The sequence below is a fragment of the Mycobacterium sp. NGS69 genome, from assembly GCF_059812165.1.
Map to the genome: position 1 here is coordinate 78010 of NZ_JCALCD010000006.1, position 19338 is coordinate 97347.

At 64.2% G+C, this 19338-nt stretch carries 20 protein-coding genes; 18 read left to right on the plus strand and 2 right to left on the minus strand.

Translation table 11 applies throughout. The features are described from left to right. Window positions 1–13 precede the first annotated feature (13 nt). Both AC5Y2S_RS18615 and AC5Y2S_RS18620 read right to left on the minus strand, forming a co-directional pair. Window positions 14–2806, minus strand: coding sequence for a helix-turn-helix transcriptional regulator (locus AC5Y2S_RS18615; protein WP_499957510.1), 2793 nt, complete (start codon window positions 2804–2806; stop codon window positions 14–16). Window positions 2807–2997: 191 nt separating this feature from the next. After that, window positions 2998–3213 carry an Rv2628 protein family gene (locus AC5Y2S_RS18620; RefSeq protein ID WP_499957511.1) on the minus strand — a complete coding sequence of 72 codons (216 nt, stop codon included), beginning with the start codon at window positions 3211–3213 and terminating at the stop codon, window positions 2998–3000. A 300-nt stretch (window positions 3214–3513) separates the two neighbouring features. On the opposite strand from AC5Y2S_RS18620, the gene AC5Y2S_RS18625 reads away from it, so the two are divergent. The 18 genes from AC5Y2S_RS18625 (at window position 3514) to AC5Y2S_RS18710 (ending at window position 19269) form a co-directional block, all read left to right on the plus strand. Further along, window positions 3514–5277 carry a sigma-54-dependent Fis family transcriptional regulator gene (locus AC5Y2S_RS18625; protein ID WP_499957512.1) on the plus strand — a complete coding sequence of 588 codons (1764 nt, stop codon included), beginning with the start codon at window positions 3514–3516 and terminating at the stop codon, window positions 5275–5277. 402 nt (window positions 5278–5679) lie between these two features. Then, a complete protein-coding gene (locus AC5Y2S_RS18630; protein WP_499957513.1) occupies window positions 5680–6060 on the plus strand; it encodes a hypothetical protein in 381 nt (126 codons plus the stop codon). 121 nt (window positions 6061–6181) lie between these two features. Further along, window positions 6182–6493 (plus strand): protein UsfY, encoded by a 312-nt coding sequence (gene usfY, locus AC5Y2S_RS18635; protein ID WP_499957514.1) that lies wholly within the window; start codon window positions 6182–6184, stop codon window positions 6491–6493. Window positions 6494–7145: 652 nt separating this feature from the next. Next, window positions 7146–7499, plus strand: a complete 354-nt coding sequence (locus AC5Y2S_RS18640; RefSeq protein ID WP_499957515.1) for a phosphoenolpyruvate carboxylase — start codon at window positions 7146–7148, stop codon at window positions 7497–7499. A gap of 503 nt (window positions 7500–8002) precedes the next feature. Further along, the gene (locus AC5Y2S_RS18645; protein WP_499957516.1) at window positions 8003–9187 is read left to right on the plus strand and encodes an alpha/beta hydrolase; all 1185 of its coding nucleotides are present in this window, start codon (window positions 8003–8005) and stop codon (window positions 9185–9187) included. A 108-nt stretch (window positions 9188–9295) separates the two neighbouring features. Continuing rightward, window positions 9296–9529 (plus strand): DUF8691 family protein, encoded by a 234-nt coding sequence (locus tag AC5Y2S_RS18650; protein WP_499957974.1) that lies wholly within the window; start codon window positions 9296–9298, stop codon window positions 9527–9529. Further along, window positions 9529–10449, plus strand: a complete 921-nt coding sequence (locus AC5Y2S_RS18655) for an NADP-dependent oxidoreductase (RefSeq protein WP_499957518.1) — start codon at window positions 9529–9531, stop codon at window positions 10447–10449. Before AC5Y2S_RS18650 ends, AC5Y2S_RS18655 begins: the two co-directional genes overlap by 1 nt. Before the next feature lie 18 nt (window positions 10450–10467). Next, the gene (locus tag AC5Y2S_RS18660) at window positions 10468–10905 is read left to right on the plus strand and encodes a cupin domain-containing protein (RefSeq protein WP_499957520.1); all 438 of its coding nucleotides are present in this window, start codon (window positions 10468–10470) and stop codon (window positions 10903–10905) included. Between the two features lie 12 nt (window positions 10906–10917). Further along, on the plus strand, window positions 10918–11388 hold the full coding sequence (locus AC5Y2S_RS18665) for a hypothetical protein (RefSeq protein ID WP_499957521.1): 471 nt from the start codon (window positions 10918–10920) through the stop codon (window positions 11386–11388). Next, complete coding sequence (locus AC5Y2S_RS18670) at window positions 11375–12847, plus strand: dihydrolipoyl dehydrogenase family protein (RefSeq protein ID WP_499957523.1); 1473 nt, start codon at window positions 11375–11377, stop codon at window positions 12845–12847. Before AC5Y2S_RS18665 ends, AC5Y2S_RS18670 begins: the two co-directional genes overlap by 14 nt. A gap of 59 nt (window positions 12848–12906) precedes the next feature. Continuing rightward, window positions 12907–13890: an NADP-dependent oxidoreductase gene (locus AC5Y2S_RS18675; RefSeq protein ID WP_499957975.1), complete on the plus strand. Its 984-nt coding sequence runs from the start codon at window positions 12907–12909 to the stop codon at window positions 13888–13890. Beyond that, window positions 13877–14266 carry a RidA family protein gene (locus tag AC5Y2S_RS18680; RefSeq protein WP_499957525.1) on the plus strand — a complete coding sequence of 130 codons (390 nt, stop codon included), beginning with the start codon at window positions 13877–13879 and terminating at the stop codon, window positions 14264–14266. Before AC5Y2S_RS18675 ends, AC5Y2S_RS18680 begins: the two co-directional genes overlap by 14 nt. Then, window positions 14263–14943, plus strand: a complete 681-nt coding sequence (locus AC5Y2S_RS18685; RefSeq protein WP_499957526.1) for a nitroreductase family protein — start codon at window positions 14263–14265, stop codon at window positions 14941–14943. Before AC5Y2S_RS18680 ends, AC5Y2S_RS18685 begins: the two co-directional genes overlap by 4 nt. Before the next feature lie 58 nt (window positions 14944–15001). Next, window positions 15002–15232, plus strand: a complete 231-nt coding sequence (locus AC5Y2S_RS18690; protein WP_499957528.1) for a hypothetical protein — start codon at window positions 15002–15004, stop codon at window positions 15230–15232. 107 nt (window positions 15233–15339) lie between these two features. Beyond that, window positions 15340–16773, plus strand: a complete 1434-nt coding sequence (locus AC5Y2S_RS18695) for an MFS transporter (RefSeq protein WP_499957530.1) — start codon at window positions 15340–15342, stop codon at window positions 16771–16773. Window positions 16774–17017: 244 nt separating this feature from the next. Further along, window positions 17018–17788, plus strand: a complete 771-nt coding sequence (locus AC5Y2S_RS18700; protein ID WP_499957532.1) for an SDR family NAD(P)-dependent oxidoreductase — start codon at window positions 17018–17020, stop codon at window positions 17786–17788. 109 nt (window positions 17789–17897) lie between these two features. Then, window positions 17898–18428 (plus strand): cupin domain-containing protein, encoded by a 531-nt coding sequence (locus AC5Y2S_RS18705; RefSeq protein ID WP_499957534.1) that lies wholly within the window; start codon window positions 17898–17900, stop codon window positions 18426–18428. Between the two features lie 88 nt (window positions 18429–18516). Next, the gene (locus tag AC5Y2S_RS18710; protein WP_499957536.1) at window positions 18517–19269 is read left to right on the plus strand and encodes an SDR family oxidoreductase; all 753 of its coding nucleotides are present in this window, start codon (window positions 18517–18519) and stop codon (window positions 19267–19269) included. Window positions 19270–19338: the final 69 nt, after the last annotated feature.

Sequence of the window (19338 nt, forward strand, 5' to 3'; positions counted from 1 at the left end):
GATTTGCTGTCGGTCAATCCGAGGGGCGCATGAGCTGCGTCAACTGGGCGCGGGATGTGATGCCGAGTTTGGCGAATGCGTTGTGGACGTGGGTCTTGACGGTGTGGGGGGAGAGGTGCAGTTCGATGGCGACGTCGCGGTTGGTCGCGCCTTCGGCGATCAAATGGACGATCGTGAGTTCGGAGTCGGTGAGGCTGTCCCAGCCCGTTGTTGGGCGCGAGTGTGTGACGATGCGGCGTTCCACGCCGAGTCGGCGCAGCGCGCGGCCGACTCGGCGGGCATCGGCAATCGCTTCGTGCTCGACGTAGGTGTCGAATGCCGCGTTGAGATAGTCGAGCGCCTCAGCGTTGCGCGGTGCATGGCTCAGCACGCCGCCGGCGTCCTCGGCCGCGCTCGCGTAGAGGAGCGGTCGCGAAGACGAGTGAAGCCACTCCGCGGCAGCCACCAATGCGTGGATGTCACGTTCGAGGATTCCGCGGGCATATCCGGCCACCCCCGAGAACAGCGGCACCGGTGACCGCTCACGCTCCAGCGCCTCGGTGGCTTGCAGGACACGTGCGCGTAAGCCGGCATCGCCGCCCGCCGAGGCCACCCGCGCACCCAAGACAACCAGATCCAAGACCTCAGGCGTGAGTGGTGTCCCGATTAAGGTGATGTCGCCGAGCCAGCGCATCGCGTCATGGACGTCGTCGCGCTGCCACGCTGCCAGCGCGAGCACATGCGCCGCTGCCCGACGTACGGTAGATGCGCCGGTGGGGTAAGCATTACGCGCGTCATTGGCCGTCTGCTGCAGCAGGTTTCGGTCATCAGTGTGCGCCGCAACTTTGGCCAGAAGGGCCATGCGGATCACGTCCAGGTCGGTCGCGCCGGTCCGCCGCGCGCGTGGCAGGGACTCAACCTCGGCGCGAGCTGCGGACAACCGGCCCGCGGCGAGATGAACCCAGGCGTCGATGTCGGCCCAGATATCAAGGGCCATCGCGTTGCGTTCCCGGCGCGCCTGCTCCATTCCGTTGGCGATCTGGGCTGCGGCATCGTCCAACCGGCCGACCACCGCCAGCAGGTTCGCGTGGTGCGCCGCGAGCAAATCATGGGCTGGTGTCGGATCACTCGCGCGTGCGAGCGCGCCGGCCTCCTCGAGGTGGCCGAGGGCGCGGCCCGCATAGCCGTCCGCACAGTCGAGACAAGCATGGGTGACAGCGGCCACGATCTTGGACTCGATATCGCCGGTCGCTGCCGCAGCCGCAGCGGCCTCGTCGGCCGCCGCGCGCTCTTGCCCACGCTGGTCGTAGAGCAGGTTGTAGGCCAGCAATGCCAGATGTCGCGCCCGGGTGACCTCGCTGATGCCGCCCAACTGCAGCGCTCGGCGATTCTCTTCCACCCGCCGCTGGGCACTGTGCATATTGATCGTCGGGAACCGGAGGCGAATCTCGGCCTCTTCCTCCGGCGACGCTGCCTCGGAGAGCGCCGCAACCGCCAATTCTTCGGCCTCGCTGTAGCGGCTGGCCCGGTTGAGCAACTCCACCGTTTCCGCTACCAGTGACCCGTGCTCAGCGTCATCGTCAGGCAACAGATCCAAGGCACGCTTGCACAAGTCCGCGGCCGCACTCGCATCGCCGCGGCCCACCGACTGAGCGGCCTGCCGCAGGGCGCCGACCGCCTCCCTGTCCCCGGGCTCTGCGCTTCGTGCCAGCTGGGTGGCGACCTCGGCCGGGGCCGCGCCCATGCCCAGCAGGACCGACGCCGACTGGCGCTCCATCGCTCGGCGCAGCGACTGGGGTAGTGACTGCCGGGTGGCCTCACGCAGCAAATCATGCCGAAACCTCAGCCGCTCACCATCTTCCACGAGCAGATCCGCGCGCACCGCCTCCTCGAGCGCAGAGAGCAACGACGCCGGCGACCGTTCCAGCATCGCGGCAAGCAAGCCCGCCGAAAACCGGTCGGGCAGCACCGCGGCCACCCGCACCACCTCGGAAGCACCCTCGGAGAGCAGGTCCAGCCGCTGATGCATTGTTGCGCCCAGGCGCCGCGGCAACGCGTCTCCAGTGACCATCGCACGGCCCCCGGAGAGATTGAGCCGGCCTTCCTCGCCCAGACCCCCGACCAGCTCGGTGACCAAAAACGGATTGCCGTGCGCCTTGGCGGCCAGATCGAGTAGCGATGCATCTGCCCTCGCCCGCACGGCGTCGCAGACCATGTCGGCGACGGCGTCCGGCGCCATGGCGGCCAATCGCACGAACGTGGCGTTCGCGCGGTGCAGCACCGACAAGGTCTCCTGCACCGCCGGCCCGCCAGCCCCGGCGCGGGCGGTCAACACCCACAAGACAGGAACATCCGGGCGCATTGTGGCGAGCGACCGTAGCGCCAACGCCGTGCCGTTATCGGCCCAGTGGATGTCCTCCAGCACAATCGCCAGCGGGGTTTCCGCGGCTGCCGCATGAATCGCGTCGGCCAGATCGTGTACCACCCAGTAACGCAGATCGGCCGAGCCGCCCAGCCGGCGCAACGCTTCCGCATCACCGACAGGGGGATCCGCGCGCAGGGTCGCCATGAATAGCGAGAAAAACGGTACCGCCTGCTGGTATTCGAAGGCTTCGCCGAATAGTGCTCGAACACCGGCCGTCTCGGCGAGCGCTAAGACCTCGGTCAACAAGCGGCTCTTCCCGATGCCTGGCGGCCCCTCGATGACCAGTACGCCCCCGCGTCCCTGAGCAACCGCCGCGATCAGCGCGCCGATCACCTTCAGCTCGCCCGCCCGCCCGCGAATCGGCGGTATGTGCACGTTCCCTGACGCCCTCGTGGTGCTCACGCCAACCGCCGCCCGCCGACGTGAAGTAGGCGGGCGGAAGACCTCCCCGTTGTGTCGTCCACAGTTATCGGCACCGCTAGCGCTGGAAGCCAGTGTAGGCGTGCTCCTCCACCGGACCTGCTGTGGATCGCGGTCGACCATTGCTTGCGACGGACCCGGCAGACACGCGCGCCCGGGTGCACGGGGATGTGTCATGCCGCCACCTGGACTTCCACCGACAGGTAGTCGGCTATCCCGTGTGTCGCAGGCCAGTCACCATCGCGCACCGCTTGGCTGAGCAAATCTACTAGTGGACTGCAGGCGCCCAACTCGGCCAGCCATGAGCCAACCGTCGCCGCGATTTGATCTGCTTGGACGCGTACGGTACGGCCGTTGTGTAGGCGATCGGTCAGCTGATAGATAGTCATTTCTCTATGCCTTTCGCTGGACAACGTTGTGGTTGTCACACCGCATCGGGCGGCTCGGGCGGCGATGACCGGCATCGGATCGCCTGACAGCCGAGCCGCCGTTGCGTTCGACGCTGTGTGCCCATTGCTGCCTCACCGTCATTTCTCCGATCCGTCCGGTGTTAGCTGATGTGACCCATGACACCGCCGCGGGCGTAGACTGAACGTCTCAATCTGAGCAGGGTTGCGCGTCTCAATCTGAGACGCCGGTATTGGGGGGCGGCTGCGCCGCTCGGTTCGGGGAGCGAGGTCCATGCATCGATGAGCTTGCGGGCCGACATCCAAACCGACGTTCGCCGGTTGAGGGAACGGTTCTTGTGCGACGGATCCTTGGTGGCGGACACCGTGCCCCCAAGCGTGCTGGACTCCTGGCGTCGGTCCCAGGCCATGCGGGTTCACCCCGACCGGCTCGATTTGCCCTATGTTCGGCAGCCGGATACCGACTCACGATTAGCTCACGCCGCGGAGCCTGTGCTACAGGGCATCACGCAGGACGTGACCATCGAGGCGATGTCGGTCATCCTCACCTCGGCCGACGGTGTAGTGATGGATCGCTCCGCCTCGGAAGCGGTCTTCATGAACGCACTGGATTCGGTGAGCCTTGCCCCCGGCTACAGCTACGCTGAGGAATTCGCCGGTACCAACGGGATTGGGACCGCGATCGAGACCGGGCGGCCCGCGTTCATTTGTGGCGGCGAGCATTTCGTCGGGCCGCTGGGTGAGCTTGCCTGTGCGGGAGCTCCGATCCGTGATCCGATAACCCAGAGACTGGTCGGCGTCGTTGATCTCACCTGCTGGGCCAGCCGATCGAATCCGGTGTTGTTGCCGTTGGTCAAGAGCCTGGGAAGCCAGATCGAGGACCGGCTGAGAGAGTCGGCCCACGCGAGCGAGATCGCGCTTCTGGAGGCGTATCGCAACCAGGCGCGACGGCTCCCACTCGGTGTGCTGGCGATCGGCGGTGACGTGTTGCTGATGAACCGCTACCTGCGGCAGACACTGGAAACCAATGATCAAATCGCTCTGCTCGAACATGCCTCGGATCTGCTTCACACTACGGCTACGCGGCATCCGCTGGCGGTGCTGCCGAGTGGAACGACGGCCAACATCTCTGTCGTCGACTATGCGGAGATCCGTGGCAGGACGAACGTTGTTTTCCATGTGCATCTGTCGACCGAGGCAATAGCGCACCCTGTCGCCACTCGCCAATCGGTCGCGTCGCACATTCCTGGCATCGTTGGGCGTAGCAGCTCATGGCGGCGCAGCTGTCAGCAGGTCGAGCGCTGTTGCCGAGACCGAGATTGGGTTGTGCTCGAAGGCGAGAAGGGATCCGGACGAGCCAAGCTGGCGCAGGCGGTCGCACAGTACGTACATCCGACGAAGACGGTGCGTGTGATGCGGGCTGAAACATTCCCGACGCCAGCGCTTTTCGTCGCCGAGATCGTGACCCAAACCGACGGTGATGACTTTGCCGTGGTGATTTCCGACGTGGACTGTGTCGACGAGGGGACACTCGCAGCCGTCGTTTCGGTGTTGCAATCGCGTGCAAGTCGCGGATGGATCGCCGCGACGATGAGTTCATCGACGCCTTCACCGATGATTGAGCTGCTGCTGCCGCTCTTCATCCACACCGTGACAGTGCCCGCGCTGCGGTATCGGATTGAAGACATCGAGGTGCTGGTGCCGTTCCTGCTGCGCGAGCTGACCTCCGGCGCTGATGTGCGCCTTGCTGCCGATGCGATGCGGCAACTCTGTAAACTGCCGTGGCCGGGTAACGTGGCACAGTTGCGGCGAGTCCTTGCGGAAACCGTTGCGCGACAACGTTCGGGCGTTATCGGTGCTGACAAGCTGCCGCCCGAGTGTCGATCGCTTGCGAAGCGAAAGCTCACCCAGATGGAGGCGCTTGAGCGAGACGCCATTGTTCGCAGCCTGGAGGACAACGACAACAACAAGCTGCAGGCGGCGATAGCCTTGGGAATGTCGCGGGCGACGATCTATCGCAAGATGAGGGATTACGGCATCGCCTGATCCGGCGAGCCAGAGTTGAGGTTGGGGGATGGGTTCGCAGGCGGGCTCCGCAACTGTCCTCGCGGATGGCCAGCCATAACAACACGGGCACAACAAAGGTCTGGCTACCAGTCGCTAAGCCGCACTCGATGCCGCGGTAACGGCCTCCGAATGTTCTCACCCGGGTGATTGGCTCTGCAGGATGAAGACAGCTCACCCCGCACCGGGCCAGGCTTGCTTACGACGACATGCGCGCCAACGACCGATTGTTTCGGCGCCACACAACCAACGTTCAGAACGGCGTAGCAGGTGAAGAAATCCTGGAAAGGGGACTGAGCGATGGGCGCAGAATTCGACGCTAGACGAGGTCGGCGCCTCAAACGGGTGGACATGGGCCCAGCTCCGCGACTTCCCCTCATTGCCATGAGGCCAATCCTGCTGCAGGCAATCATGCTCCTTGTGTCGTGGACGATCGGACTCCTGGTTGCGGCGTGGATCGTTCCTGGAGTTTCGGTATCCATACCCGGGTTCATCGTCGCCGTAGTGATGTTCTCCGTCATGCAGGCGATTTTGTCCGTGTCGATCGTGAAGCTGCCCCATCGGTATGCGCCGCTGCTCCTTGGGGGCACCGGCTTGGCATTGACGATCGTCGCATTGATCCTCGCGTCAGTATCGTCGCTCGGACTCACCGTCGACGGCATGGCATCCTGGCTGGCCACGACGATGGTGGTGTGGCTCGTGACAACGATTGGGGCGATTACGCTGCCGGAGCTGCTCATCCGCGATGCGGCCGGCTGGACCTGACCAAATACGCGCCGGCGCGAACAGGTGTGCGTCGCTGGTCGGATTCGAGATTCCGTATTTCGACTGGGTCCGCGCGGTGATTAGGGCTTTGTTTATCCATCCGACGATGGAGGGAGCGGTAATGGGAGACACGCACGACGATCCGACGGATCACTGCCGGACCACGCAACCGCACGCGGGTATGACGGTGAAGGATAACTTCTTCTGGCCTGGGTTGATCCTGCTGGTGGTAGCGATGTTGGGGCTGATTAGCGCGGCGGCAGCCGCCGCCTATCGACATTACGAATGGCTTTCCGCCACGGTACTTATCGCCGTTCTCGGTGCGGTCGCCGGAGCGCTGTGGATCGCCGTGGAATATCGCCGCGTGACCCGCATCGATGCGCAATGGGACGCCGCGCACCAAGATAGCCAGACGCACAGGCGCACTCCCTAATCGCAACAGCCGGGCATCCGGTCGACAGCGGCGTTCACTGGTGCCCAAATCGCAACCTCTGCGCAGTCGCTATCATGTTGCACTCCAAGAGGTTTCACACTTCTGTTGGTGCCATTATTTCCCGCGGGTGCGGCATCCGCACTACGTCAACCGTTTTCGGGCCGCTACGAGCAACTTAGAGCCGTCCCAGCTAGCCGTTGTCTTCTGCTTGCCCGCACCTAGCGTCCTTCGGTAGTCACACGACCACCGTCCCTAGTGAATTGGCCCGCAGCGGTTTTCGGATATTCGCAATGCTCGCCAAATCGCCCGGGTGAATCAGTTTGCCGGGTGATGACCACTCATCCGGCATCCGTGAATGCTGGCCCAGTAGATGACGACTACCGGCCAAGTGGAGCCGACCATATGGCGGATCTGCGCTCCGGGCGCATTATGCAGCAGCCGTTTGCGATAACGGGAAGACGATCTGGCTGCGTTAATCACCCCGGCGGGCACCATCGCGACAAATCGGAGAAGACAGATGAAGCGTCACCAATTTCAACGATCGCCTGCTGAATACGGCTGGGGCGCTGCGCGAACACCATGGCTGCCGCATCGAATGCGGGACGTCGCCGCCTTTGCCCGGCGTTGGGCGCATCGGAAAGGAGATGCCGCGATGGACACCGTCCGGACGATCGAGGACCAACTTCGCGCGCTGCAGCCCATCTGCAGCGCGCAGCAGCTGTCGACTGGCATTACATGCGGTGCGCCGGCGGTGGCGGTCGCGGAGATACACGCCGTCGACGGGTGCGACCAGATGGGGCTAAGCCCAGACGGCGACCTCGTCGAGACAGTCTGTCAACCCTGTCTGGCTACTGTGCAATGGGCGATGGCGACCTACGTGGGCGACAAACGCGAGATGGCGTCGCGATGCGGCAACCACCCGGTGTGCAGCACCTGCGGTCGTCCCACTGGATACCTGCGCAGTGTTTTCGCGGTGCGCCCGATTGGGCTTGAGGGACTGACATGACCACCCCACTACGCATTGCCTCCCTGAGTGTGGCTGTGGTGGCCGGTGATTACGCGGTCCTCATGTTGATCATCGGTCAGCTCGTCGATTCCAGCGTCGCAGCCGCCGTAACTGCGGCATCTTTGGTCGTAGCCGGGCTGATCGCATACGCGGGCAGGCGACGCCGCAAGGCCGTGGCGCGGGGACGATTGGTCGTCTGGTCGCGCCGTGACCTGCAGGCGGCCGCCGCCGATGAGCAGTGCCCGGTATGTGGGGGTGCGCGCCAAAAGCCTAATGACTCACCTAGATTCGTTGAGCGGCAGGGCACGCGCTTATGCGGAGCGTGCGCGTCATCCCTCAATCAGGAGCCGGCACGATGAGCCGGCGGTCTGTCTCGGCGCCCGTTTTGATGAGTGAGCAACGTCAGCGAGCGGGCCGGTGGACGGCGAACCGCTTTTTGGCGTCACGTGAATTCGGTTGGGTTGGCTTAAGGCACCCGATCTCCCCGGCCTGGAAGCGTTGACGTGAGCGCGCCCGCCACCGTGTCGGGTTCACCGCGCCCCGGTCCGAGAGCAGCCCGGGAGCGAAAAGCTCGACGGTACCCGCGGCGCGCGGGAGCCGTCGTTGACGTCGTCCAGGACGGTCCGAGCATGGCCGGACGCATCGCCTGGCTGAGCGCTCGGCTAGTGATCCGGCCCACGTTGAGCGTGGGCAGCTACCTGCCCTCGGCGCCATGGCCATGGGGCATCGTCGAGCTCGCGGCCCGCGCCATCACGCCGCCACCGGGCACGGTACGTGCCGGCATCGCGCTGGCGCATTGCACCGCGCAGCTTGTACGTGCCGCCAGAGTGCTACCGGCCGACGGCACCCGCCGCGTCGTGCTGTATCTACACGGCGGGGCGTTCCTCACCTGCGGCGCCTACTCGCACGGCCGACTGGTGAGTATGTTGTCAAGTTTCGCCGACAGCCCCGTTCTGGTGCCCAACTACCGCAAGATTCCCAAACATTCGATCAGCGACGCAATCGACGACTGCTACGACGGCTACTCGTGGTTGCGCGGACAGGGCTATCGACCCGATCAGATCGTGCTGGCCGGCGATTCCGCCGGCGGCTACCTGGCGCTAGCGCTGGCCCAACGCCTGGTCGAGTGCGGTGAACAGCCCGCCGCGCTGGTGGCCATGTCGCCCCTGCTGCAACTGTCCACACGCCCCAAAACGACCTACTCCAACACCGGCTCGGATGCAATGTTTCCGCCCAGAGCCTTCGACGCCTTGCACGGCTTGATCACCCGCGCCGCAGCTCACCGGAACGCCGACGGCCGTCCCGATGCGCCTTACGAGCCGCTCGATCACATCCACCCGAGCCTGCCACCCACCTTGATCCATGTGTCCGGTTCCGAGGTGCTGCTGCACGACGCGCAGCTGGCGGCCCAACGACTGGCCACCGCCGGTGTGCCGGTCGAAGTGAAGGTATGGCCGGGCCAAATCCATGTGTTCCAACTCGCCGCGCCGATGATCCCCGAAGCCGCCCGCTCACTGCGCCAGATCGGCCGCTACATCCGCGAAGCGACCGGATTATCAAGGGACTCTGCGGCTGTCGAGCATGGACCTCGGAGGCGTAGCCACCGGAAGCAACTCCGGGCCGTACGATCGCGACCCGGCCGTGCGCATGAAGGCGTGAACTCTGAGCCCGTCCGGGGCGGCGAGTGACGCCTTTGCGCTCACCCGGGTGAATTGGCTCGCGGGGTGATGACGACTCACCCCGCGTCGATGAATGCTGATCAACAGCTGGCGAGCGGAGGTCAAGTGCAGCCAACGATGTACCGGATCTGCATTCGAGGCCGCGTGACCGAGCGGCTCGGGTCGGCATTAGAAGGGATGCGTCTCGAGGCCGGTGCGACCGAAACCGAGTTCACTGGTGAAATCCGGGACCAGTCACACCTTTACGGACTCCTTGACCGGGTCCGTGACCTTGGCCTTGAACTCGTCAGCGTACAACCGCAGCCCGCGGCTGACCCCATGACAACACCCCGCATCAGGAAGGACATGTAATGCAAGCCATCACTGTTTCAGATCGTGACGCCGGCGTCGCTGGCCTGTCTCTGACGGACGTGCCCTACCCCCAGGCGGCCGACAACGACGTCGTCGTGCGGGTGCACGCCGCGGGTTTCACGCGCGGGGAGCTTGACTGGCCGCACACCTGGATCGACCGCGGGGGCCGTGACCGCACACCGAGCGTCCCCGGCCACGAGCTGTCGGGCGTCGTGGTTGAGTTGGGCTACGGCACCACCCTTTTGACCGTCGGCCAGCGGGTGTTCGGGCTCGCCGACTGGGCCCGCAACGGCTCGCTGGCGGAGTACGTCGCGGTGGAAGCCCGCAACCTCGCACCGCTACCGATGGACATCGACCACACCGTGGCCGCGGCGCTGCCGATCTCTGGATTGGCCGCCTGGCAGGGCCTATTCGACCACGGCCGCCTCGCCGCCGGACAAACGGTGATGATTCACGGCGCCGCGGGTGGCGTTGGGTCGATAGCAGTGCAGCTCGCTCGCGAGGCCGGTGCGCGCGTCATCGGTACCGGCCGGACCGCAGACCGAGACAGGGCGGGGGAGCTCGGCGTCCACACCTTCCTCGACCTGGAGACCGAAAAGCTGGAGGACGCAGGCGAAGTCGATGTGGTGTTTGACGTGATCGGCGGGGACATTCTGGCCCGTTCGGCGGCTCTGGTGCGGGCCGGCGGGACGCTGGTCACCATCGCCGAGCCGCCGAAGACCCAGCCGCACGACGGGCGGGCAATCTTCTTCCTTGTCGAAGCCGATCGCGCCCAACTCGCAGGCCTCGCCGCGCGGGTACGGGATGGACGCCTCAAGCCCGTCGTCGCCGCCGTGGTGCCACTCGCCGAAGCCGCCACCGCATTCGCTCCGGACAAGCGCATCTCCGGCAAGACGATCCTGCGCGTAGCCGAAGACTGACAAGGAAAGGCAGCCATAATGCCGCTAAAAGTAATACTGGCCGCAGTGATCGCCGTTGTGATGCTCGCGCCCGTGGTCCGCGCCGAGCCGGCGCCACAGAATTCGGACCAAAACCCGGTTGTCCGACCAGTTTTCAATCAATCCACCAACGTTCCAGGCAAATCACTTGAAGCGGTGACCGTCAGCTATCCACCCGGGGCTAAAAGCGGGGCTCACCATCACGCGAAATCGGCGTTCATCATGGCCTACGTGATCTCCGGAGCAATCCGCAGTCAAGTCGAGGGTCAGCCTGAACGCATCTATCACCCCGGTGAGACGTGGAGTGAAGCTCCCGGCGCGCATCACACGATCAGCGAAAATGCCAGCACAACCGAACCCGCTGAACTACTCGCCGTCTTCCTGCTCGACACCGGAGACGGGCCGCTCACCACGGACGACACCGAGCCGCCGCGTTAGCAGGAAGAGATCATGCACACGCCAAGCGCTATCCGGATTGTCCGGGTCGCACTAGGGTTGTCACTCGCGACGGCCTTTCTGTCCGCCGTGGCCGACCGATTCGGCTGGTGGAAGCCGTTTGGGCAAGGTGGTTGGGGGAGCATGAGCGCCTTCGCCGACTATACCCATCAGCTTGTTCCGCTTGCTTCCGGTTGGTTATTGACCGTCACTGTGTGGACTGTCACCGTCACAGAAGCGACCCTGGGAGTCCTGCTCCTGACGGGCCGGTGGCCGAAACTCGTCGGGGCGGCAACTTGCCTGGTGCTCATAATCTTTGGAACCGCGATGGCCGTATCCCTCGGTATCGAAAAACCGCTTAGCTACAGTGTCTTCTCCGCAGCAAGCGCAGCCGCCGCCTACGCGATACTTGGCACAACATCGCCGCCTCACCCCACTGGCGTCCTATCCAGTCTTGCTGAAGCGAGGATAGATGAAAGCCGGTAGAGAGTTCGACGTGGTCGTCGTCGGGGGCGGGGTTGGGGGTGTGGCCGCCGTGCGGAAGCTCGCGTCCGCAGGCTTTTCGGTAGCGCTCGTTGAGGATCGTCTGGTCGCCGGGGAGTGTCATTACTGGGGATGCAACCCGAGCAAAACGTTGCTTCGGCCAATCGAGGTCCTCAATCTGGCGAAAGCGGTTCCTGGTGTGCGAGAAGTTATTCCGGATGTAGGACTCGACATCAAGGCCGTGTTCGCGAAGCGCGACGCGATCATCGAGCACCTCTCGGACCAAGACCGAACAGCATCACTGCGGCAAGCCGGTGTAGCAGTGGTTCATGGGTTCGGCCGGTTGAGCGGCGATCGAACAGTACGCGTGACGCACGCCGATAACACCGAAGCCGTCTTGACTGCACGCCACGCCGTCGTTGTGGCCACCGGCACTCGTCCTAACGTGCCGGCGATACCTGGGCTGGCGCAGGCACGCCCGTGGACCAATCGGGACTTAACGACCATGACAAAGGTGCCACGTCGCGCGCTGGTGGTGGGTGGCGGCCCCGTCGCCGTCGAGTTCGCGACCATCCTGACCGGTTTGGGCTCCGCGGTAACGCTTTTCGTACGTGAGAACACCCTACTTACCACCTGCGAACCCGAAGCTCGCGAGCTGGTCACGCAGTCGCTGCGAGACAAAGGCGTGAAGATTCACTTCGAGACAGAGTTGTCGGCGGTAACTCGCCCCGTGCCGGGCGGCCCCGTCACTGCAACTTTTCACCGCCAGACCATCGAGATAGACGAGATCGTCCTGGCCGCCGGACGGCGCACCAACACCGACAACATCGGACTGGAAACCCTTGGCCTGCCGGGCGGCGGGATCGTTTCTGTGAACGACCATCTCCAGGCGGTCGGCGTCACAGGCGACTGGCTCTACGCTCTGGGCGACACCACCGGGCGAGCTCGGCTGTCTCATATCTCCACTTACCACGGCCGTCTCGTGGCCGACATCATCGCGGCCCGGGCCGCGGGGCTCGAACTGTCCGGGGACGAGTTGACCGCCCGTGATGCCGGCAATCTGGCGCAGGTTATCCACACTGAGCCCCAAGTGGCCTGGGCAGGCCGCACCGAAAGTCAGGCCCGAGCAGAAGGATTCGCGGTGCGGACGCGAACTGCCCATTACCCTGGCGCAGTGTCATTCCTGGCCCTTTACCGGGATGGCTTCCGAGGATGGGCGAAGCTGGTCATTGACGACGAGACCAACACACTGCTCGGAGCGACATTTGTCGGCCCGCAGTTCTCCGAACTGGTTCAGGCAGCCACCCTGGCTATCCTCGCGAAGGTCCCAGTCGATCTGCTACGCCATGCTGTCGCGCCACATCCCACGGTCAATCAGGTCTGGGATCCGCTACTCGCCCAAGAGTCTGAACTCGCCTCGCTGCTGAAGAACGAGGCGCAGCAAGCACAGAAGAGCGCTTAAGTGAATGAAACCCGAGGAACCAAAATGAACTACGACTCGTCGGTCTTGTTACCGTGACCATGCTTGTAGCCGGGGTGCGCACGCTCGGCGGCGAAGTAGAGGCGCTCGAAGTGGACGAGCCGCGACCGTTGGCAGCCGACGAGGTCCTGATCGACGTTCGCAGCGCCGGCGTGGGTAACTGGGACGACATCATTCGCACCGGCGGTTGGGACGTTGGCACGAGGCCGCCGCTGGCGCTCGGCGTCGAGGCTGCCGGTGTCATCACGGCCGTTGGGGCTCGCCCGGGCATGTTCAGCGTGGGGGATGAGGTGCTGGGCCACCCTGTGCCGCTCCGCGACCAAGGCACGTGGGCGCCGTTTCTGATCGCACCCATCGGATCGCTCGCCCACAAACCGCCCACGGTTTCGTGGGAGACCGCAGCGATCTTTCCGGTGCCGGCGTTGACCGCCGAGCAGGTGGTCGATGAGGCGTTGGCCGTTCACCGTGGAGAGACGTTGCTCGTCAATGGCGCGGGTGGAATCACGGGCGGCCTGATCGTCCAGCTCGCGGCCCTGCGTGGGGTCGATGTGCTCGCCACCGCCAGCCCTCGCAGCGCCGACCGAGTCCGCGGGTATGGGGCCCGCGAAGTAATCGACTACCGCGATCCGATGTGGCCCCAACACGCAAGCGCGTTGGCGAAGGGCTCCATCGACGCCGCCGCCAACGCCGCGCCCGGTGGTGCTGTCGCGGCAATGACCGCTCTTGCCGACGGCGGCCGGCTGGCCACCATCACTCCCGACCTGCCCGCAGCCACCCGAGGCGTCAGCGTCACCGCAGTTTACGTCCGCTCCGATGGCGCTCAACTCGGCCGCCTGACCGCGCTGCTCGACTCTCATCAGCTGAGGATGCCGACCCCGCGATCCTGCGGCCTGGATCAGGCCGCCTCGGCTCTCGCCCAAGTCGTCGCGGGCCATCAGCCCAGCGGAGTGGTCATCACGAACGACATCCAACCAATTCGCCGAAATAACCACATCACCAAGGAGTCTCGAGATGACCATCATTAGCCGGATCCACACCGGAGTGGCCGCTCACATTGGCAAATACGCCGACGCTGTCACCGTATCCGGCGGCGGCACAAAGATTTTCGTCTCCGGAACGCCCGGAGTGCGCGAAGACGGCACCCTGCCGGAGGACTTCACAGACGAAGCCCGGCAGTGCTGGGCCAATGTCGAAAAAGCGCTCGGCAAGGCCGGTGCGAAGCTCACCGACATTGTCTACATGCGCCAATGGGTCACCAGCCGTGACAATGCGTCCGCCTACCTGGCGGTGAGCAAAGAGATCATCCGCCACGAACCCGCCGCCATGTTCAGCATCATCGACGGACTGGTATGGCCCAACATCCGCGTGGAAGTCGAAGTCACCGCGATCCTGCCGGAATGAGCGATCCGAACGTGAGCGAATACCCCCTCGCCGCTTTGTCCACCGACGCACTGCTGACCACGACCCGCTCGGTACGCAAACGTCTCGATTTGACCAAACCCGTTCCCATCAGCCTGATCCGGGAATGCCTGGAAATTGCGGTGCAGGCACCGACGTCGGCCAACGTGCAGAACTGGAGCTTCATCATCGTCACCGACACCGGACAGCGTCGTGCGATCGGCGAGGTGTACCGCCGCACATGGGACTTGATCGCCGCGTCCCCTTTCGCGGTCGCCGATCGATTCAAGGACGACGCCGCGCGCAATCGCGAGCAGCGCAAAGTGTCCGACAGCGCGGCGTATCTCGCCGAGCACATCGGCGAGGTCCCCGTCTTGACGATCCCGTGCGTCGAGGTCATCGATGGTGACGGCAGGCTGACGGGCGAAAACGCTAACCAGTATTGGAGTTCGATCATGCCGGCCGCGTGGAGCTACATGCTCGCCGCGCGTTCTCGAGGTTTGGGAACCACCTGGACCGGAGTGACCGTAATGGCAGATGACGAGATGCGGGCCATCCTCGGGCTGCCCGACAACGTCTATCACGCCACGACAATCCCCACCGCCTACTACACCGGCACGACCTTCCGCCGTGCCAAACGGATTCCACTCGACGACGTGGTGCATTTCGACCGGTGGTGAGCGATTCCACTCGCCGGCCAGTCACCGCTGCACGAACGGAATATCAAGGAGGACAATGATGGAGGGCGATTACGATGACCCGGCAACCGATAACAGCCGGGTGCACGGCGAATCCCTCGTTTGCGATGACGTCCGCGATGGCGACGGGGGCGTCGTGGTCGATGCCGCCAACCGCTGGATTTCGGTCGACGAGCGTCAGGTCCCCGCGTACTCCAACTGGGACAAAGAGACCACCAGCCGCGACATTGATGCGTTGGTGCAGCTGAAACTTTTGAGAAAGGCGCTGTGAGAAACGCCGATGACCAGCGCACGCAACGGATCTGGCGCCGTGTCATCGTCACGCGCAGAACGGTCCCCGCAGTGAGGTTGCGCGGCGCGGCAGCGACCAGTCGCGCGATGGTGGTCGCAGTAATGGTATCGATGGTCGCGTTTCTCGACTCCACGGTGGTCAACCTGGCTTTGCCGGCCACCGAGCACGACCTCGGCGGTAGACTGGCGCTGCAGCAATGGATCATCGACGGCTACCTGTTAGCGATGGCGGCCGCGATTCTACCCGGCGGGTCCATCTCGGATCTGTTTGGTCGCGTTCCGGTGATGCGGTTCGGGCTGTTGGCTTTCGGGGCTGGCTCGGTTCTGGCGGCGGCTGCCACCTCACCGACGATGCTGATCACCGCGCGCCTCATCCAGGGCCTGGGTGCGGCGTTTCTCGTGCCGGGCTCGCTCGCGCTGATCAATACGGTGTTCGACAAAGCACGCCGGTCTGCGGCGATCGGCGTCTGGACTGGGTGGACAGGAACCGCGTTCGCGTTGGGCCCCCTGCTGGGCGGAATGTGCGTCGATTTCCTTGGCTGGCGTTGGATTTTCGTCTTGTCGGCGATCCCTATGGCGATCGGGTACGCGCTGACGTTCTGGTTGTGTCCGATGTCGGGGCGGGTCGAAGGTGCCTCCGTCGATGCCGCCGGGGTAGGCCTGTCGGCGGTAGGGCTGGCCGCGCCCGTGTATGCGTTAATCGAATCGCAACGCGACGGCTGGACCGACCCAATGGTCGTCACATCAGCGGTCATCGGGGTTGCCGCACTGGCGGGCTTCGTGAGCTGGCAACACCACAGCAGGCACCCGTTGCTTCCGTTGCCGCTGTTCGCCTTCCGCAACTTCGCTGCCGCCAACCTCGTCACCGCGTTCGTCTACGGTGCGTTGACGCTAGGATCGCTTGCCATCGCCCTCTACACCCAAGAAATCGGCGGCTACTCAGCCACCGCGGCCGGACTGGCCACCCTGCCGATCCCGGCGGTGTCGTTCGTGTTCGCCCGTCATGTCGGCCGCATCGCCGCGCGGGTGGGACCACGCGCGTTCTTGATCACCGGCCCCGCAATGGCGGGGATCGGGTTGCTGCTGATTCGTCCGAAACCCAATGGATTCCACGCGATCACCGACCTGGTCCCGGGGATGACCGTGCTCGCCATCGGGCTGGCCGCGACTATCACACCGCTGATCGCGGTGACGCTGGCCTCGGTGCCGACCGAACATAGCGGCCTGGCGTCGGCAATCAACAACGCCGTCTCGCGGCTGGCCGCATTGGTGTCGATCGGGTCCCTCGGACTGATTAGCGTTGGCACGGCGAGCGCCACCGGATTCGCCCACGTGTTAGAGGTGAGCGCCGCACTATTCGCCCTGGGCGCGCTGTTCGCCGCCCTCTTGATAACCGATCCCCCTGCCGGGTGCCAACCTGTGCCCTGCGACATCGCGGCGCTGTGCCGCGACCGGCCCGGTGTGCAACCGGCGCTGGCCAGCAGCTCCTCGACCGCGACCGAACCATCCCCTCCGCAGTAATCGTTCACCGCCACGACAGCTTTTCCACCCAATGTTTCGGATCGTGGCGGCGCACGACTCACCCGGGTGAATTAGCAGGCCGGGGTGATGACAGCTCACCCCGCGCAGATGCAGTCTCAGTACGAACAAAACCGAGAGGGATTTTTGACCCGCCAGCGCGCGCCCGGCTGAGGCCCTTACGCGTCGTTGATACGAAGAGCCCCGGTCCAGTCGAAGCCGACAGGAGAATCAGGAAGGACTCTGAATGCATTTCGAGGCCAAGAAGGTCATCGTTGTCGGAGGCAGCGCCGGCATCGGCCGGCGGGTCGCAGTCGACGTCGTCGATCACGGCGGGAGCGCGGTGATCGTCGGACGCTCGAAATCCCGTGTCGAGGAGACCGTCGCTGAGCTGGTGAGCAGGTCGGGCATAGCCCGGGGCATCGCCGCCGAGCTCACGGATCGCGCCGCTATCGCGGAGGTGCAGCGCGAAATTTCCGAGGATCACAGCGATGCGACACTGCTCGTCAACGCGGCCGGATTCTTCATCCCCAAGACATTTCTCGAGTACGACGCGCAGTTCTACGACTCGTATATGGAGCTCAACTATGCCTTGTTCTTCCTGACGCAGACCGTCGTTGCGGGCATGATCGCCCGCGGTGAGGGCGGGGCAATCGTCAACATCGGCAGCATGTGGGCGTATCAGGCGATCGGTGAGACCCCATCGTCGGGGCACTCCATGCAGAAGGCTGGGCTGCATGCTCTCACCCATAACCTGGCCATCGAGCTTGCCGGGCACAAGATCCGCGTCAACGCGGTGGCGCCGGCCGCCGTGAAGACCCCCGCTCTCGAGCGGTGGGTCCCGAAGGACGAGATTGACCACACGCTTGACGCTTTCGCGCCGCTTCATCCTCTGCGACGAGTCGGTACCCCCGCCGACATCGCCAACGCCGTCACCTATCTGCTCTCCGACCGGGCCAGCTGGGTCACCGGCGCGATTCTCAATGTCGATGGCGGCTTCATGGCCGGCCGCAACTAACCCAATCAGGTTCCTGCGCCGATTGGATCAGCCAAGGAGCACCCGTGTCACACGACTACAACATCCTGCCGCGATCGGCGCGTTGAAACCCGAAAAAGGAGAAATTGCATTGACACTCGACATCTTGAGGCCTGGCGGCCCGCCCGCTAAGTCTGTCGGCCGCACTGAAGGCAAGTCCGTGTTCAATGGGACGATCGGTGTCCGCCACATCCTCGATAGGGCCCAGGCGGAAGGGCGCTTCTCTGTCCTTGAGCATCCGATGTCCCCCAGAGCGCTAGCCGCACCGCTTCATCGCCATCACAACGAAGATGAGTACAGCTGGATCATCGAGGGACGCATAGGCGCTTTGCTGGGCGATGACGTGCTTTACGGCGGACCTGGCGACTTCATTTTCAAGCCACGAGGCCAATGGCATACGTTTTGGAACGCGAGTGATGAGCCCGCCCGCATCCTTGAGATCATTTCGCCCGCAGGATTCGAGCAGTTCTTCGACGAGCTTGCTGACCTCGGGGGCATAGACAAGATATCAGCAGAGACCCTAGACGAACTCTGCGCGCGGTACGAACTGGAGATGGATGTCGACAGCGTTCCCGAACTATGCAAACGCTTCGCGCTGAAATTCCCCGGCGAACCCATCTAGTGCTGAGCCGGCGGCCTCGAAATCACCCCCTGTCCAAGTGATGTCGGTGCAGCCGTAACCAATCAACAGTAACCCTGGAAAGGACATCATGAAGATCGTAGTCATCGGCGGGCGCGGGCTCATCGGCTCGAAAGTAGCGTCCAAACTCAGCGCGCAGGGACACGACGTGCTGCCCGCCTCACGCCGATCGGGTGTCGATTCACTCACCGGTGAAGGCCTTGCCAACGCCATGGCCGGTGCGGATGTCCTGGTCGACGTCGCCGATTCACCGTTGTTCGACGACGAGCCTGTGATGCACTTCTTCACCACCACGACCACAAACCTTCTCTCCGCTGAACAGGAGGCGGGAGTCAAGCACCATGTGGCGTTGTCGGTAGTCGGTGCGCAAATTATGCCAGATAGCGGCTACAACATCGCGAAAGCAGCTCAGGAAAAGCTCATCAGGGATTCTGGCCGGCCTTATTCGATCGTGCGAGCAACTCCCTTCTACGAATTCGCAGTTGGCTTGGCCGATTCCGCGACAGATGGAGACATTGTCAGATTGCCGCACGCATTGTTCCGTCCAATCGCCGCTGACGATGTCGCCACCGCCGTGGCCCGCGTAGCCGCTGGGAACCCTATCAACGGAGTGACAGAGATCGCTGGACCCGAAGCGATGGGAATGGACGACTTTGTCCGAACGAGCCTTGCCGCCATTGGTGATCCACGGCGGGTCGTGACTGACGTCCGGGCTCCGTACTTCGGTGCCGTGATCGACGACCGCACCCTCGCGCCCAACGAGAACGCCATAATCTTCACCACTCGATACTCCGACTGGATCGACGCCAGCCACCGCGCTTAACCAAATCAAATCGAACTCGAGCGTTACCGTGCGTCGCTCCCGCCCGGCCGGGTCGCCCGGCTGCCCGTA

Coding starts and splice junctions, on each gene's coding strand:
- AC5Y2S_RS18620 (WP_499957511.1), bottom strand. CDS start 3,213: ATGACTATCTATCAGCTGACCGATCGCCTACACAACGGCCGTACCGTA.
- AC5Y2S_RS18625 (WP_499957512.1), top strand. CDS start 3,514: ATGAGCTTGCGGGCCGACATCCAAACCGACGTTCGCCGGTTGAGGGAA.
- AC5Y2S_RS18630 (WP_499957513.1), top strand. CDS start 5,680: ATGAGGCCAATCCTGCTGCAGGCAATCATGCTCCTTGTGTCGTGGACG.
- usfY (WP_499957514.1), top strand. CDS start 6,182: ATGGGAGACACGCACGACGATCCGACGGATCACTGCCGGACCACGCAA.
- AC5Y2S_RS18640 (WP_499957515.1), top strand. CDS start 7,146: ATGGACACCGTCCGGACGATCGAGGACCAACTTCGCGCGCTGCAGCCC.
- AC5Y2S_RS18650 (WP_499957974.1), top strand. CDS start 9,296: ATGTACCGGATCTGCATTCGAGGCCGCGTGACCGAGCGGCTCGGGTCG.
- AC5Y2S_RS18655 (WP_499957518.1), top strand. CDS start 9,529: ATGCAAGCCATCACTGTTTCAGATCGTGACGCCGGCGTCGCTGGCCTG.
- AC5Y2S_RS18660 (WP_499957520.1), top strand. CDS start 10,468: ATGCCGCTAAAAGTAATACTGGCCGCAGTGATCGCCGTTGTGATGCTC.
- AC5Y2S_RS18665 (WP_499957521.1), top strand. CDS start 10,918: ATGCACACGCCAAGCGCTATCCGGATTGTCCGGGTCGCACTAGGGTTG.
- AC5Y2S_RS18670 (WP_499957523.1), top strand. CDS start 11,375: ATGAAAGCCGGTAGAGAGTTCGACGTGGTCGTCGTCGGGGGCGGGGTT.
- AC5Y2S_RS18675 (WP_499957975.1), top strand. CDS start 12,907: ATGCTTGTAGCCGGGGTGCGCACGCTCGGCGGCGAAGTAGAGGCGCTC.
- AC5Y2S_RS18680 (WP_499957525.1), top strand. CDS start 13,877: ATGACCATCATTAGCCGGATCCACACCGGAGTGGCCGCTCACATTGGC.
- AC5Y2S_RS18685 (WP_499957526.1), top strand. CDS start 14,263: ATGAGCGATCCGAACGTGAGCGAATACCCCCTCGCCGCTTTGTCCACC.
- AC5Y2S_RS18690 (WP_499957528.1), top strand. CDS start 15,002: ATGGAGGGCGATTACGATGACCCGGCAACCGATAACAGCCGGGTGCAC.
- AC5Y2S_RS18695 (WP_499957530.1), top strand. CDS start 15,340: ATGGTGGTCGCAGTAATGGTATCGATGGTCGCGTTTCTCGACTCCACG.
- AC5Y2S_RS18700 (WP_499957532.1), top strand. CDS start 17,018: ATGCATTTCGAGGCCAAGAAGGTCATCGTTGTCGGAGGCAGCGCCGGC.
- AC5Y2S_RS18710 (WP_499957536.1), top strand. CDS start 18,517: ATGAAGATCGTAGTCATCGGCGGGCGCGGGCTCATCGGCTCGAAAGTA.